The sequence below is a fragment of the Sphingomonas sp. 2R-10 genome, from assembly GCF_030062225.1.
GTDB lineage: Bacteria > Pseudomonadota > Alphaproteobacteria > Sphingomonadales > Sphingomonadaceae > Sphingomonas.
Window position 1 is genome coordinate 1 of the sequence record NZ_JASCXF010000015.1, and the last position, 15,532, is coordinate 15,532.

The window sequence follows — 15,532 nt, forward strand, 5'->3', positions numbered from 1 at the left end:
GGGTGCGGACTGTTCGCCGCGCGGGTTGCGGCCCAGCGCGCGGTCGATCCAGTCCTGATCGAGCTGTTCGTCGGGCAGGCGCTGCTGCGGCTGGACGGGCGGCGCATCGCCATCCTCGACCGGCGCCTCGGGCTGGGTCGTAACCGGCGGTCCGTCGACCGGATTGCCGTCGGGATCGACATAGACCCGGTCGTCGGGCGCGCCGTAATAGCTCTCGGCGTCGGGTTCCTCCTGCCATTCGGGCAGGGTGACCTTGGTATTGAACTCCTCGACCGGGCGGCTGGCGACCGCCTGCCGCATGAACGCGGCGAAGGCGCGCGCCGGGGCGGTGCCGCCTTGCAGGCCGCCGACCGGCTTCGCATCGTCGCGGCCCATCCACACGCCGGTGGTGATGCCCGACGAAAAGCCCATGAACCAGCCGTCCTTGTACGAACTGGTCGTGCCGGTCTTGCCCGCGACCGGACGCCCGATCTGCGCCGCGCGGCCGGTGCCGGTGTTGACCGCGGTCTGGAGCAGGTCGGTCATCTGCTGCGCGACATAGGGGGCGACCAGCACGCGCGAGCTGTCGACCTGATGCTGGTAGATCACCGATCCGCCGGCGGTGACCCGGGTAATGCCATAGGGGACGACCGCCGTCCCGCCGCTGGCGACCGAGGCATAGGCGCGGGTCAGGTCGATCAGCCGCACGTCGGACGTGCCGAGCACCATTGCCGGCTGCGTATTGATCGGGGTCGAGATGCCGAAGCGCTTCGCCATGTCGGCGACGGTGCCGAAGCCGACCTCCTGCCCCAGTCGCGCCGACACGGTGTTGAGCGAATAGGCAAAGGCGGTACGCAGCGACACCTGCCCGCTGAACCGGCGGGAGCTGTTGCGCGGGCTCCATCCGTCGATGGTCACCGGCGCGTCGTTGACCTGGCTGTCGGGGTTCATCCCCGCCTCCAGCGCCGCGAGATACACGAACAGCTTCCACGCCGATCCCGGCTGGCGCGTCGCCTGGGTCGCGCGGTTGTAGATCGACGACACGTAATCCTTGCCGCCGACCATCGCCCGCACCGCCCCGTCGCGGTCGAGCGCGACCAGCGCGCCCTGTACGCCCGCCGGGGCATTGGCGCGGATCGCGGTATCGGCGCTCTTCTGCATCGCCGGGTCGAGTGTGGTCCACACGTCCAGCGGCTGTTCGGTTTCGTCGATCAGCGTTTCGAGCTGCGGCAGCGCCCAGTCGGTGAAATAGCGCACGCTGTTCTGTTGCGGTTCGGGCGCCAGCTTGATCGCCTGCGGATCGGCGTCCATCGCCTGTGCCGCGGTGATCGCCCCGGTTTCCTGCATCAGCTTCAGCACCACGCCGGCACGACCGACCGCCGCCTCGGCATCGGCGGTCGGCGAGTAGCGCGACGGCGCCTTGACCAGCCCGGCGACGACCGCGGCTTCCGACAGCGACAGCTCGGTCGCGGGATGGTTGAAGAACCGGCGCGATGCCGCGTCGATGCCGTACGCGCCGCCGCCGAAATAGACCTTGTTCAGGTACAGCTCGAGGATCTGGTTCTTGGTGAACTTCCGCTCCAGCGCCAGCGCGAGGATGATCTCGCGGAACTTGCGGCCGACGGTGTAGCTGTTCGACAGGAAGATGGTGCGCGCGACCTGCTGCGTGATCGTCGATGCGCCCTGCAACCGTCGCCCGGTGCCGCGCGTCTCGATCGCGAATTTGGTAATGCGCGCCAGTGCCACCGGATCGACGCCCCAGTGCGAGCGGAAGCGGCGATCCTCGACCGACACCATCGCGTCGCGCATCTCCGCCGGGATCTGCGCATAGGGGATCCATTCGCCATAGCTCGGCCCCAGCGACACAAGGATCGATCCGTCGGCCGCGCGCACCCGGATCATCTGCCCGTTGGGCGAGGATTTCAGCTGGTTGAAGCTCGGCAGGTTCGATTTGGCGTTATAGACCGCGACCACCAGCGCGATCGCCGCCAGCGCCGCGACGCCGAAGCCGATGCCCAGCACCCAGCGCAAGATGCGCCACCAGCGGGACGGGGCGGCAGCGGTGGGCTGCTTTTGCGGGCGTTGAGGGGTGCGTGCCATGGGAGTGCGCCGGATACCGCGCCCGCCCCCGGCGGCACAAGCCCCGGACGCACCGCGCATTGGGAATGGCGCGCGTTAGGCCGGCCGCAATGAACGGTGGCTGACGGGCGCGACCCGCGTCCACCGCGCGGCGGCCGCCACCAGCGGCGCGATCCGCCCCCCGGCGAGCAGCAGCGCATGGCCCGCGCGATGATCGGCCAGCGTCCGCAACACGCCGGCCAGCGCGATCGGGCGGTGCAGCGCACGGGCGAGGTCGCGTTGATACGTCTCGGCCCCCGCCGTGCCGTCCTGCTGCCAGCTTGTGGCGGCACGGATCGCGCTGGCGATGGCGATACCCATGCCTTCGCCCGCCAGCGACGGGATCACCCCGGCCTGATCGCCCAGCCGGAAGACGCCGGGCGTGGTCCGGCCGGTGCGCCAGCCATAGGGGACGTTGGCGATCGCATCGATCGCCGGCACGTGCCCAAGGAACGCGAGCCGTTCGGCCAGCGCCGGCGATTCGCCCGCCAGCGCGGCGAGCAACGCCGGCAGGTCGCCCGCCGCGCGCAGGCGCGAGCGGCGCAGTGCCATGCACAGATTGGCGCCGCCATCCTCCTGGAGCACCAGCCCGGCATAGCCCCCGGCAAAGGCGTGCAGTTCGATCGCGTCACCGACCAGCCGGGTCAGCGCCGGATGCGGCTCCAGCCGGACGCGCACCCCCATCGCCGGGTCGCCGCCGATCGGTGCATCGCGCATCGCCCCGCGCAGGTCATGCTTGCCGGTGGCGAGGAACAGTGAGTCGCCGGTCACTGTCGCGCCATCGCCGGTGTGCAGCGTCCGGCCGTCGGCCGAGCGGATCGTCACCCCGCGCTCGACCCCCGCACCGGCGGCGATGGCATGGTCGAGCAGCAGCGCATCGAGCCGCCGCCGCGACAGCCCGATCGCCGGGGCGGGCAGCATCGACGTGGCGCGGCGTCCCCCGGCAAACAGCACCACGCGCCGCACGACATGCCCGCCCAGCGCCGTGCGATCGACCCCGACCGACGCCAGCGAATCGAGCGTCCGCCACGACAGGAAGCCGCCGCACAGCGCATCGGGCGTCCCGCGGGATCGCTCCAGCAACAGCGGCGTCGCGCCGCCCCGCGCGAGGCACAGCGCGGCGACGGCGCCCGCGGGGCCGCCGCCCGCGATCAGCGCCGACGTTCGACGCATAGCCGGAACGGGAAATGGCGTTGCACCTTCGCCTCGCGGACCCCGGCCTCGGTGAGGATCGGCGGCCAGTCGTCGGGGCGATAGGATCGGGCGATCGACAGCGTGCCGTCGGCGCGGACGATCGGGTGCCAGCGCGCCAGCGTCGCCAGCAGCGGATAGCCGCGATGGGCGAAGCGATGGCGGTGCAGGTCGTTGACGAACCACCCGCGCGCACTCTCACGTTCCATGAACGCCACGAACGCGACCAGCTGCGCCCGGGTCATGTGGTGCGCGACGAGGCTGGAGACGACCGCGTCCCACCCTTCGCCGGCGAGGTCGGCATAGTCGCCGGTGCGGTAGGTGATCGGCAGGTCGCCGGGCGTATCGGCGCGGGCGATCGCCTCGCTGCGCGGGTTCAGGTCGATGCCCACCAGTTCGGCCTCGACGCCGCGCCTCGCCGCCCAGCGCGCGATTCGCCGCAGCATGTCGCCATCGCCATAGCCGACGTCCAGCAGCTTCAGCCGGTCGCCGCGCCAGGCGATACGCGTCAGGAACGCCAGCGTCGGTCGCGCCGCCAGCGTGACGGTGTTCACCCGTGCCAGATCGCGCAGCACCGCGGCATAGGTTTCGGGCGCCAGCGACGGGTCGTCCATCAATTCTTCGGCATCGACCCGGGCGAAGCTCATGCCGCGCTCCGGAAGCCGAAGCCCTCGGCGGCGAGGCCCGGCCCGAATGCCAGCGCGATGCCGTCGGCGACCGGTGGACCATCCAGCATCGTCGCCAGCACGAACATCAGCGTCGCCGACGACATATTGCCATTGGCCGCCAGCACCGCGCGCGACGCCGCCAGCGCTGCGCGCGGCAGCGACAGGCTGCGCTCGACCGCGTCGAGGATCGATCGCCCGCCGGCATGGACCGCCCAGCCATCAACGCTGTCGAGCGACCGCCCGCCGGTCGCCGCACGCGCGAAATCGGGATCGGTCAGCGCCGTGGCGATCCGCGCCGGCACCTCACCCGACAGGTGCATCGCAAAGCCGGCATCGGTGATGTCCCAGCGGATCAGTTCGGCCGAATCGGGCAGCGTCGCCGCGAACGGCGCCTCGATCGCGAAGCCCGCCGGGTCGGCCGTGACCAGCGCGGCGGCGGCACCATCCCCGAATTGCAGCATCGCCAGCAGCGGTTCCAGCGTGGTGGCAGGTTGCAGGTGCAGCGTCGACAGCTCCACCGTGACCACCAGCACGCGCGCGTCTGGTTCGGAGCGGACGATGTGCCGCGCGCTGCGCAACGCGGCGACCGCGGCGTAGCAGCCCATGAACCCCACCAGCAGCCGCTCGACCCGCGGCGACAGGTTCAGCCGCGCGGCGATGATCTGGTCGATGCCCGGCGCGACGAAACCGGTACAACTGGCGACGACCAGATGGGTGATCTCGCCCAGCGCCGCCTGTGCCGCCAGCGATTCGATCGCGCGGACCGCAAGGGCCGGGGCGGCATCGCTGTAGATGCCCATGCGCGCGGCGGTGCCCGGCATCGCTTCGGCATAGAAACCGCCGGGTGCTACCGGCGAGCCGCCGTCGCCGCCGATCGGCAGCACCGACCAGCGATGGCCGATCCCGGCGCGCTCGACCATCCGGTCGAACAGCCGTGCTTCGCGCGGGGGCAGGCGGTTGCGCGCCCAGCCGACAAAGGCGTTATGGATGTCGTGGGTCGGGGTCGCCGTCGCGACCGCGTTCAACCACGCGACGGGTGCGGAGGCGGATGTCATCGCGCGGTCAACGCACGGACGACGCGAATGGTTACCGGGTTAGTCCTTCCACGCCCACCACAGCTGCGCCGGCGGCATGTTCCACCATTCCATGTCGTGGTCGATCCGGGCGAATTGCCGGTCGAGGAAATCGCGGACGCGCGGGTTGAACTGATAGACCAGGAACGCGCCGCCCGGCCGCAGCACCGCCTGAGTCGCCACCGCGATCCTGTCGCCGACGCCCGGCGGCAGCGTGGAAAAGGGCAAGCCCGACAGCACGTAATCGGCATGGGGATGACCATGATCGGCCACGATCCGTTCGACGTCCGCCGCCGATCCATGAACCGCGGAGAAACGCGAATCGAGGATCGTCGCGTTCAGATAGTCGATGAAGTCCGGGTTCGTATCGATCACGATCAGCTGCGCATCGGGCGCCAGCCGTTCGAGGATCGGGCGGCAGAAGGTGCCGACGCCGGGGCCATATTCCACCACGACCTTGGCATTGGCCCAGTCGATCGGGGCCAGCATCTTGCGGATCAGCTTGTTCGACGACGGGATGACCGACCCGACCATCACCGGATGCTTGACGAATCCGCGCAGGAAGATGCCGGCAGGCGATGGCACGCCGCGCGGCTTCCGTCGGGTCGCGGCGTTGGAACTCGTCGTCATGCAAATCCTCGAACGGATGGCGCGTAGGGCCATGGTCATCGCGTCGTCGCAAAAGCGCAACGAACTTGCAAGCCGAACAGTTGCAGTCCGTCGCACCGGGCCGAACGGTACGCTACCCCTTCGGCCCGCGCCCCTCGACCATGCCCGGCGCGATGAAGCCGATCGGCTGGATCGACAATGCGTCCTGCTTCAGTCGCGACGACATCGCCCGATATTCCTCCTCCATCTCCGCCGTCACCGACGCGCGTGATTCTCCCAGCGCCGCCTCGAAATGCGCCATCGTCACCTCGCGCGTGTCGAGCGAGGCGCGCAGCGCGAACAGGCCGGCGCGGCGCACCACATCCTCCAGATCGGCACCGGTGAACCGCTCGGTCCGCGCCGCCACGGCGTCGAGGTCGACGTCGTCGGCCAGCGGCATCTTCTGCGTCTGGATGCCAAGGATGCGGGCGCGCCCCGCCCGGTCGGGCACGCCGACATAGACCAGCTCGTCGAACCGTCCCGGCCGCAGCAATGCCGGGTCGACCATGTTGGGCCGGTTGGTCGCGCCGATCACCACCACCGACTGCAACTCCTCCAGCCCGTCCATCTCCGCCAGGATGGTGTTGACCACCCGCTCGGTCACCTGCGGCTCGCCGAGGCCACCGCCACGCGCGGGAACCAGCGAATCGAGTTCGTCGATGAAGATGACGGTCGGCGCCACCTGTCGCGCACGGGCGAACAGGCGGGCGATCTGCTGTTCGCTCTCGCCATACCATTTCGACAGCAGGTCGCTCGACTTGGTGGCGATGAAGTTCGCCTCCGCCTCGCGGGCGACCGCCTTGGCCAGCAGCGTCTTGCCGGTGCCGGGCGGACCGTAGAGCAGGAACCCCTTGGCCGGGCGGATGCCGAGGCGCCGGAACGATTCGGGGCTTTTGAGCGGCAGCTCGACGCCTTCCTTCAACCGCATCTGCGCATCGTCCAGTCCGCCGACATCGTCCCAGCGGACGGTCGGCGCCTGCACCATGACCTCGCGCATCGCGCTGGGCTGAACCCGCTTCAACGCTTCGAGGAAATCGTCGCGCGTCACCGACAGGCTGTCGAGCACGTCCTGCGGAATCGTCCCTTCGGACAGGTCGATGCGCGGCATGATCCGCCGTACCGCCTCGATCGCGGCCTCGCGGGTCAGCGCGGCGAGGTCGGCACCGACGAAGCCATAGGTCGTGCGCGACAGTTCGGCGAGTTCGACATCGTCGGCCAGCGGCATGCCGCGGGTATGGATGCCGAGGATCTCGCGCCGTCCGCGCTCGTCGGGCACCCCGACCACGATCTCGCGGTCGAACCGGCCGGGCCGGCGCAGCGCCTCGTCGATCGCCTCGGGCCGGTTGGTCGCGGCGATGACGACGATGTTGGCGCGCGATTCGAGCCCGTCCATCAGCGTCAGCAGCTGCGCGACCAGCCGCTTTTCCGCCTCGCCCGATACCTGCCCCCGCTTGGGGGCGATCGAATCGATCTCGTCGATGAACACGATCGACGGCGATGCCTTGGTCGCTTCCTCGAACACCTCGCGCAGGCGCTTTTCCGATTCGCCATAGGCCGATCCCATGATCTCGGGACCGTTGATGAGGAAGAACTCGGCGTCCGATTCGTTTGCTACCGCACGCGCGAGCCGCGTCTTGCCGGTGCCGGGCGGCCCGTGCAGCAGCACTCCCTTGGGCGGATCGACGCCCAGCCGCTGGAACAGCTCGGGATAGCGCAAGGGCAGTTCGACCATTTCGCGCAGCTGGTCGATCGTGGCGCCCATGCCGCCGATATCGTCATAGGTGACGTCAGCGCGGCGCGATTCGCGCGGTTCCTCATATTCCGACCGCAGCTCGATCTCGGTCGATTCGTCGATATGCACCACGCCCTTGGGCGCGGCCGACACGACCGCGAGGCGGATTTCCTGCAACGAAAAGGCGGGGGCGTTGACGTAGCGGCGGACATTGGGCGACAGACTGTCAACCCGCTGGTGCCCGGTCGTGGCGACGATGTCGCCCTGGCACAGCGGCCGTCCGAAGAACGTGCGCTTGAGCGCGTTGGCCGACCCCTGCAGCCGCAGATTCTGCTGGGCGGGGGCGAAGACGACGCGGGTGGCCGGGCGCGACTCGGCCTTGCGCACCTCGACCTGATCGCCCGATCCGACGCCGGCATTGGCGCGCTGCAACCCGTCGATGCGGACGATGTCGAGCCCCTCGTCCTCGGGATAGGGGGCGATGGCCCGCGCCGGGGTGGTCTTCTTGCCGACGATCTCGACGACGTCCCCCTCGTTGATGCCGAGCAGCGCCATGACCGATCGGGGGAGGTGGGCAATGCCGCGTCCGCTGTCCTCGGGCCGGGCATTCGCCACCTGCAACCGCCGTCCGCCTGTTTCGCTGTCCGCCATCAAAATTCCGTCCTGCTGGAACGTATTGGAACGGGGGAGATAGGGGGCGGGTTGCCGGCAACAAGGCGAAAAAAAAGGCCGATCGAAAACGACCGGCCAGAAAGTTTTTAGGAGAGGATGCCTGAAAGGCACGCAATATGTGCGGCGCGGCGTGATTTTGTGCAAGTGCGAACAGTTAAAGTCGCATTGCATAAATTGCATTCACCATACGGGTGGATGGTTGCAAGTGCGACGATCGCGGTGCAGCGTGTACCGCACCGCAACGAAGGTCTAAGGTATCGGATGCGTCGCCTTCCCCCCCTCACCGCGATCGAGGCATTCGTCCACGTCGCCCGGCTCGGCTCGGTCAAGCTCGCCGCCGACGAACTGGCGCTGTCCTCGCCGGCGCTCAGCCGCCGGGTGCAGGCGATGGAACGCTTCATCGGCAAGCCGCTGTTCGAACGCCGGCACCAGGCGCTGAAGCTGAACGCCGATGGCGAACGGCTGCTGTCGCTGCTGTCGGGCGCGCTCGACACGCTGTCCGACGCGGTCGAGCAGATGTCGGGCGCGGTCGAGGTGCTGCGACTGCGGCTGGGCGTGCTGCCGCTGTTCGCGATCCAGCGACTGATGCCTCGGATGGGCGACCTGAAGGAACGGCATCCCGAACTGCACCTCGATTTCGACACCGCGCATCACGGGCTGGGGCGGCTGGGCGAGGGGATCGACGTCGCGATCGTGCTGGGCCACGCGATCGATCCCGCGCTGTATGCGCGGCGGCTCGACCGCAACCGGGTCTATGCCATTGCCGGGCGCGCGCTGATCGATCGCCACCCGATCACCGATCCGGCGCAGATCGCACAGCACACCGCGCTGATCCACCGCGACATGCCCGATACCTTCGCCGACTGGATCCACGCCGCCGGACTGCCCGACCTAGAGCCCGCCGCGACCGACCGGTTCGATTCGGGCACGCTGATGCTGGAGGCGGCGGCACAGGGGCTCGGCATCGCCTTCATGCTCGAATCGCATTTCGAAACCGCGCGCGACGACCGGCTGGTGCCGCTGTTCGATCGCGCGGTCGATTCGACCTACAGCCACTGGTTCGTGTGCCGCCCGCGCATGTTGCAGCAGCGGCCGGTGAAGCTGTTCCACGACTGGCTGGTCGCCGCGCTCGACGCGCCGGCGGAGTAGGTACGCGACGTTTCCCCGCCCACTCCGTCATTCCGGCGCAGGCCGGAATCCATCGTGTCGGGTGCTGTCGACAGGTCGCATCCGTCCCCCCATCCATGGATCCCGGCCTGCGCCGGGATGACGGATGGGGGGGCAGAGAACCTTACGCCTCGCTGCGCGCGGTCACGATCTTGCCCGGGTTGCGCGGCGGCTCGCCCTTGGGCAGCGCGTCGACGGCGTCCATGCCGCTGTCGACCACGCCCCACACCGTGTACTGCCGGTCGAGGAAGGTCGCATCGTCGAGGCAGATGAAGAACTGGCTGTTGGCCGAGTTCGGATCGCTGGTCCGCGCCATCGAGCACACGCCGCGCACATGCGGTTCGGCGTTGAACTCCTGCTTGAGGTTCGGTTCCTTCGACCCGCCGGTGCCGTCACCGCGACCGCCGTCGCCGCCCTGCGCCATGAAGCCGGCAATCACGCGGTGGAACGGCACGCCGTCATAGAAGCCCGAATCGGCCAGCTTGACGATGCGTTCGACATGGTTGGGGGCGAGGTCGGGGCGCAGCTTGATCCGGACTTCGCCGGTATCGAGCGTCATCACGAGCGTGCTGGGGGTATCGGCCATTATATGCTCCTTGAAACTGGGGAGCTAGCTAGGGGTTCGACCGGCCGAGGGCAACCGCACGGGCGTTGGCACGGCGGTGCAGCATGGCTACAGCAGGCGGACATCGTGCCGACAGGAGGGTTGCGACCATGACCGAACTCGACCTGCCCGACACGACGAGCGAACTGGACGAGGACGACCGGCTGAAGCCCGAATTCGTCCGCGCCGTGTGCGAAGCGGTCGACCGCGGCGACGACGAGGCGGCGCGCGAGCTGGTCGAACCGCTCCACCCCGCCGACCTTGCCGACCTGTTCGAACTGGTGCCGGGCGAACAGCGCGCGGCGCTGGCCGCCGCGATCGCCGAGCGGCTGAACGGCGACGTGCTGGCCGAGATGAACGACTGGGTGCGCGAGGCCGTGATCGACGCGCTGACCGCGACGCAGGTCGCCGACATCGCCGCGCAGCTCGACACCGACGACGCGGTCGCGATCATCGAGGACCTCGACGATGCCGACCAGCGCGCGGTGCTGCGCGCGCTGGACCCCGACGATCGCGCCGCGATCGAGGAGGCGCTGTCCTACCCCGAGGAATCCGCCGGCCGCCTGATGCAGCGCGAGCTGGTCGCGGTGCCGGAGCACTGGACCGTCGGCGACGCGCTCGACTATCTGCGCGCCGACGAGGTGCTGACCACCGATTTCTGGGAAATCTTCGTGGTCGATCCGGCGCACAGGCCGGTCGGCACCTGCCAGCTGTCGTGGATCCTGCGCACGCCGCGCTCGGTCGCGATCGCCGACGTGATGGCGCGCGAACAGACGCTGATCCCGGTCGACATGGACCAGGAGGAAGTCGCGCTGCGCTTCCAGAAGTATGCGCTGATCTCGGCCGCCGTGGTCGACGGCAGCGGGCGGCTGGTCGGCATGATTACCGTCGACGACGTCGTCCACATCATCCAGGCGGAAGCGGGCGAGGACGCGCTGCTGCTGTCGGGGGCGGGCGAAGGCGACATCAACGAACCGATCCGCGATTCGTACAAGGCGCGGGTGCGCTGGCTGATCACCAACCTGATTACCGCGCTGCTGCCCGCCACGATCATCGGCATGTTCGGGGCGACGATCGACCGGATGGTGACGCTGGCCGCGCTGATGCCGATCGTCGCCGGGCTGGGCGGCAATGCGGGCACGCAGACCATGGCGGTGACGGTCCGCGCGCTCGCCACCAACCAGCTGACCCAGTCGAACACGGTCCGCGCGATCCGGCGCGAGATGATCATCGCGCTGATGAACGGCGCGACCGTCGCCGCGCTGATCGGCACCGGCGTGACCTTGTGGTTCGGCAATCCGCAACTGGGCGCGGTGATCGGCACGGCGATGCTGCTCAACGTCGTGATCGCCGGGTTCGCCGGGGTGTTCGTGCCGCTGACGCTCGACCGGTACAATGCCGACCCGGCGGTCGCGTCGTCGATCTTCGTGACGATGACCACCGATTCGATGGGGTTCCTCGTCTTTCTGGGTCTCGCGACCGTCAGCGGGCTGACCGCTTGAGCCGGCGCGCCGCGCTTCCCATCTGGGGGGCGTGCCGCTGCATCTCACCAAAGTCGCCTTCGCCATCGAATCGGTCGAGCAACTGGCCGGGCGGTTGGCCACGCGTCATGCCGAGGGCGGATTCCTGACCACCCGTTACCTGCCGAAACGTGCGGCGGAGATCGAGGGCGGGTCGCTGTTCTGGATCCTCAAGCACCGGCTGGTCGCCCGTTCGCCGATCCTGGGCTTCGGCGAGGCGGAGGGGGGGCGCGTCGCGATCCATCTGGGGCCGAAGCTGGTGCTGGTCGAGGCGCGGCCCAAGCGTGCGCATCAGGGCTGGCGCTATCTGGAGGCGGCGGATGCGCCGGCCGATCTGGGCGGGGAGGGCACCGGCGCCGACGAACTGCCGCCGCGGCTGATCGGCGAGCTGGTGGCGCTGGGGTTGCTGTAAAAGGAGTGGTTCGCGCGGAGGCGCGGAGGAGGTTGCGTTCGCGGCTATTCGATCGCGTAGCGATCTGCCGTTCAGGCGCATCGCCACGAGGATGACGGTTACGCCGACGCGGAACGGGGGGGAAGCCGCACCCCCTCCGCGTCTCCGCGTGAAACCCAAACTTCTTCCTGCTCGCCCAAAACGTCATTCCGGCGAAAGCCGGGATCTCCCGGTAAGGAAGCGCACTCCTCGCCGCACGAGGCCCCGGCCTTCGCCGGGGCGACGGAAAAGGCTACGCTACCAACCCCGGATACGCCACCTTTGCCGCCGCGACCTTGGGCTTGTCCCACCGCACGATATAGGGATGCGACGGGTTCCTCCGTGCGAAGTCCTGGTGATAGGCCTCGGCCGGATAGAAGGCACCGGTCTCGATCCTCGTCGCGATCGGTTTCGGGAACGCCTTCGCCCGGGTCAGCTGCGCGACATAGCGCCGTGCGGTCAGCGCCTGCGCGCCGTTCTGCGCGAAGATCGCCGAGCGATAGCTGGGCCCGCGATCGGGATATTGCCCGTCGACCTGCGTCGGATCGTGCGCGACCGAGAAATAGAGCCGGAGCAGCGTGCCATAGCTGACGACGCGCGGGTCGTAGGTGATGCGGATCGCCTCGGCATGGCCGGTGCGTTCGGTCGATACCTGATCGTAGGTCGCGGTGGCGCGGGTGCCGCCGGCATAGCCGCTGACGACCGACTTCACGCCCTTCACCCGTTCGAACACCGCCTCCATGCCCCAGAAGCAGCCGCCGGCCAGTACGGCGGTGGCAGGGCCGGGGGTGGGGGGAACGTCGCTGGCGATGGTCGGGATCGGCACCGCACGCTCTGCGGTGGCCGGGGGGATCGACACTGCGGCCACACCGATGGCGGCGATGGCGACGGGGAGCAGGAATTTCATGAACATGGTTCCTAACGATACGGAACCAAGATGGGGGTTCGGCGCGAACGCCGCCAGATCAGCCGATGCGCTCGATCATCGCCGGTGCGGAACGGACCGACTTCGCATCGCTGCGATCCGCCACCTGCACCGCGACCAGCGCGACGGCACCCAGCGCGAAACCGCTGACGAAATGGCGAAGGAAACCGGTGCGATTCTGGGTCATCTGTCTCGTCCTCTTGCCCGGCCGCTCCCCCCGATGGTTCGCGGCGCCGAACCGGACCGGCCGGCCCGTTCGTCGATGCAAGATATAGTGTGTGGGGCTGAACCGGCGCTGGCGCGCCCGTTCATCGTGCGCACAGCCTCAACCATGTTGCGACTGCGAAATCAAGTAGGCGGCGGGTGCGGATTCGGCAACGCTGCGTTGCGTATCGGACGCGCGGCCCTGTCGCTTGTCCGCATACATGCGTTCGTCGGCGTCGGCTATGAGCGCTTCCACGTCGGACAGCGGCCCCAGCGTCCACCCGATGCTGAGCGTCGCTGCCGCCCCGGTGCCCAGCAGCGCGCTGGTTCCCTCCCCGAACCGGCTGGCGATACCCTCGGCGATGACGGCCGCCTCCTGCGCGCCGGTGCCCGGCAGGACGCACACGAACTCGTCGCCACCCCATCGGAACACCCGTCCCGTCATCGGCACCGACGCCACCGCAGCACGGGTGGCGATGCACAGCGCGGCGTCGCCCACCGCATGGCCGCGGCTGTCGTTCAGCGCCTTGAACCGGTCGAGGTCGATCATCATTACCGCACCTTCGCCGCGCCAGCCGCCGCGCGTGCGTTCGAATGCGGTACGGTTGCCCGCCCCGGTCAGCGCATCGCGCTCGGCAAGCATCTCCAGCCGACGCTCGCCACGTTCGGCATCCATGGTCAGCAGCGAAAAGCCGCGGAACATGATGAAGGCGACGGCGCCCGCCGCCAGCCATGCCGCCGGCCCGCCCTGCAGTCCGGTCGGGCTGGTGCCGATATGGCCGGTCAGCACCAGCCACGCGCGGCTGAGGAACATCGGCACGGTCAGCGCGAACATGACCGCGACGATCCAGCCGGTACGCAGCGATTCGCGCCGGGCGATGCGGATCGCGACGACGACGGTCGCCACGTCGAACATCGATCGTACGACGTTGAGATAGGCGATTCGCCCGCCCATGCCCGCCGGGTCGCTCCACAACAGCATCGGCACCGCCAGGATCGCGGCCACCACGATCCAGATTCCGATGTCCGCCCGCCCGTCGGCAAAGCGCCGCATGCCGATATAGATCGCGGCATAGCTCAGCACCGCGACGGTATTGCCGACCGGGATCAGCATCGGGATGCCGAGTCCGCGGGCCAGCGGGATCACCGCGCTGGCCCCCAGCAGGATATGCCCGCCGCCCCACCAGTTCGCCCAGCTGCCGAAGCGGCCGCCGACCGCCGCGGTCAGGTGCACGATGCCCGCAACGAACGAACACAATGCGACCATGATGTACAGGGTGGAAATATCGAGCAGCATGTCTTCTCTATCGCGACCGAAACCGGGATAGGACCGATGCCCTAATAGTCCGTTGCTACGGAAGTATTACTTGAGCGCGTCGCAGGCTGTTCGGATGCGCGCGCACGCCTCGCGCAGCAGATCGTCCGACGTGGCATAGCTGATGCGCATCGCCGGCGACAGGCCGAACGCCGCGCCCTGCACCGCCGCGACGCGCGCATCCTCCAGCAGATAGCCGACGAAATCCTCGTCGGTCGCGATCCGCTTGCCACCGGGCGTGCTGCGCCCGATCACCCCGGAAATGTCGGGATAGACGTAGAAGGCGCCGTCGGGCGTCGGGCAGGTGACGCCATCGATCGCATCGAGTTCGGCGACCACCATGTCGCGGCGACGCTGGAACGCGGCATTGCGCCCGGCAAGGAACGACTGGTCGCCGTTCAGCGCGGCGACGGCGGCGGCCTGCGCGATCGAACACGGGTTGCTGGTCGATTGCGACTGCAGCTTGGCGATCGCCTTGACCAGCCACGCCGCACCGCCGGCATAGCCGATGCGCCAGCCGGTCATCGCATAGGCCTTCGAACAGCCGTTCACGGTCAGCGTGCGGTCGTAGAGGCTGGGGTTCACCTCGGCGATCGTCGCGAACTCGAACCCCGGATAGACGATATGCTCGTACATATCGTCGGCGAAGATCCAGACATGCGGGTGGCGTTCCAGCACCTTGCCCAGCTCGCGCAGCTCGGCGCGGGTATAGCCGGCACCCGTCGGGTTCGACGGCGAATTGATGATGAGCCACTTGGTCCGCTCGGTGATCGCGGCGTCGAGCTGTTCGGGGGTGATCTTGTAATTCTGGTCGGCACCCGCCGCGACGAACACCGGGGTGCCGCCGGCGAACTGGACGACGTCGGGGTAGCTGACCCAATAGGGCGCGGGCACGATCACCTCGTCGCCGGCATCGATCGTCGCGACCAGCGCGTTGAACAGCGTGTGCTTGCCGCCGACGTTCACGCTGATCTGGTTCGCGGCATAGGTCAGGCCGTTGTCGCGGCTGAACTTGGCGGCGATCGCGTCCTTCAGCTCTGCCGTGCCGTCGACGTTGGTGTACTTGGTCTTGCCGGCACGGATCGCCGCGATCGCGGCGTCCTTGACGAAATCGGGCGTGTCGAAATCGGGTTCGCCCGCGCCCAGCCCGATCACGTCGACGCCCTGCCGCTTCAGCTCGAGCACCTTCGACGTGATGGCGAGGGTCGGCGAGGGATTGATACGGTCGAGCGCGGCGGAGGGCTTCATGGGACGTCCGATGCTGGGAGGGGAACGATGCCCGCGCC

At 68.8% G+C, this 15,532-nt stretch carries 14 protein-coding genes; 3 read left to right on the plus strand and 11 right to left on the minus strand.

Annotation, left to right across the window (positions count from 1 at the left end; genetic code table 11):
* The 6 genes from QLH51_RS08465 to QLH51_RS08490 all read right to left on the minus strand — a co-directional run.
* A partial coding sequence (locus tag QLH51_RS08465) for a transglycosylase domain-containing protein (RefSeq protein WP_283514537.1) occupies positions 1-2,079 on the minus strand: 2,079 nt, incomplete at its 3' end.
* A gap of 75 nt (positions 2,080-2,154) precedes the next feature.
* Complete coding sequence (locus QLH51_RS08470; RefSeq protein WP_125657585.1) at positions 2,155-3,270, minus strand: NAD(P)/FAD-dependent oxidoreductase; 1,116 nt, start codon at positions 3,268-3,270, stop codon at positions 2,155-2,157.
* Positions 3,249-3,935 (minus strand): methyltransferase domain-containing protein, encoded by a 687-nt coding sequence (locus QLH51_RS08475; protein ID WP_125657587.1) that lies wholly within the window; start codon positions 3,933-3,935, stop codon positions 3,249-3,251. The genes QLH51_RS08470 and QLH51_RS08475 overlap by 22 nt, the downstream gene beginning before the upstream one ends.
* On the minus strand, positions 3,932-5,011 hold the full coding sequence (locus QLH51_RS08480; protein ID WP_125657590.1) for a type III polyketide synthase: 1,080 nt from the start codon (positions 5,009-5,011) through the stop codon (positions 3,932-3,934). Before QLH51_RS08480 ends, QLH51_RS08475 begins: the two co-directional genes overlap by 4 nt.
* A gap of 39 nt (positions 5,012-5,050) precedes the next feature.
* Positions 5,051-5,659 (minus strand): class I SAM-dependent methyltransferase, encoded by a 609-nt coding sequence (locus QLH51_RS08485; protein WP_125657592.1) that lies wholly within the window; start codon positions 5,657-5,659, stop codon positions 5,051-5,053.
* A 112-nt stretch (positions 5,660-5,771) separates the two neighbouring features.
* Positions 5,772-8,060 carry a CDC48 family AAA ATPase gene (locus QLH51_RS08490; RefSeq protein ID WP_125657595.1) on the minus strand — a complete coding sequence of 763 codons (2,289 nt, stop codon included), beginning with the start codon at positions 8,058-8,060 and terminating at the stop codon, positions 5,772-5,774.
* A gap of 282 nt (positions 8,061-8,342) precedes the next feature.
* Here QLH51_RS08490 and QLH51_RS08495 point away from each other — a divergent pair, with 282 nt between their 5' ends.
* On the plus strand, positions 8,343-9,230 hold the full coding sequence (locus tag QLH51_RS08495; RefSeq protein ID WP_125657598.1) for a LysR substrate-binding domain-containing protein: 888 nt from the start codon (positions 8,343-8,345) through the stop codon (positions 9,228-9,230).
* A 142-nt stretch (positions 9,231-9,372) separates the two neighbouring features.
* On the opposite strand, the gene QLH51_RS08500 is transcribed toward QLH51_RS08495, so the two are convergent.
* Positions 9,373-9,834: a peptidylprolyl isomerase gene (locus tag QLH51_RS08500; RefSeq protein ID WP_125657601.1), complete on the minus strand. Its 462-nt coding sequence runs from the start codon at positions 9,832-9,834 to the stop codon at positions 9,373-9,375.
* Between the two features lie 128 nt (positions 9,835-9,962).
* Between QLH51_RS08500 and mgtE the strand changes: the two genes are divergently transcribed.
* On the plus strand, positions 9,963-11,354 hold the full coding sequence (gene mgtE / locus QLH51_RS08505; protein WP_125657604.1) for a magnesium transporter: 1,392 nt from the start codon (positions 9,963-9,965) through the stop codon (positions 11,352-11,354).
* A 31-nt stretch (positions 11,355-11,385) separates the two neighbouring features.
* Positions 11,386-11,784 (plus strand): DUF1489 family protein, encoded by a 399-nt coding sequence (locus tag QLH51_RS08510; RefSeq protein WP_125657607.1) that lies wholly within the window; start codon positions 11,386-11,388, stop codon positions 11,782-11,784.
* A gap of 271 nt (positions 11,785-12,055) precedes the next feature.
* Here the strand turns inward: QLH51_RS08510 and msrA are convergent, their stop codons facing one another.
* From msrA to QLH51_RS08530, 4 genes are all read right to left on the minus strand, one after another.
* The gene (msrA, locus tag QLH51_RS08515; RefSeq protein WP_125657610.1) at positions 12,056-12,715 is read right to left on the minus strand and encodes a peptide-methionine (S)-S-oxide reductase MsrA; all 660 of its coding nucleotides are present in this window, start codon (positions 12,713-12,715) and stop codon (positions 12,056-12,058) included.
* A 52-nt stretch (positions 12,716-12,767) separates the two neighbouring features.
* On the minus strand, positions 12,768-12,914 hold the full coding sequence (locus QLH51_RS08520; protein ID WP_164516142.1) for a hypothetical protein: 147 nt from the start codon (positions 12,912-12,914) through the stop codon (positions 12,768-12,770).
* A 138-nt stretch (positions 12,915-13,052) separates the two neighbouring features.
* On the minus strand, positions 13,053-14,228 hold the full coding sequence (locus tag QLH51_RS08525; protein ID WP_125657613.1) for a GGDEF domain-containing protein: 1,176 nt from the start codon (positions 14,226-14,228) through the stop codon (positions 13,053-13,055).
* 66 nt (positions 14,229-14,294) lie between these two features.
* A complete protein-coding gene (locus QLH51_RS08530) occupies positions 14,295-15,494 on the minus strand; it encodes a pyridoxal phosphate-dependent aminotransferase (RefSeq protein WP_125657616.1) in 1,200 nt (399 codons plus the stop codon).
* Positions 15,495-15,532 lie beyond the last annotated feature (38 nt).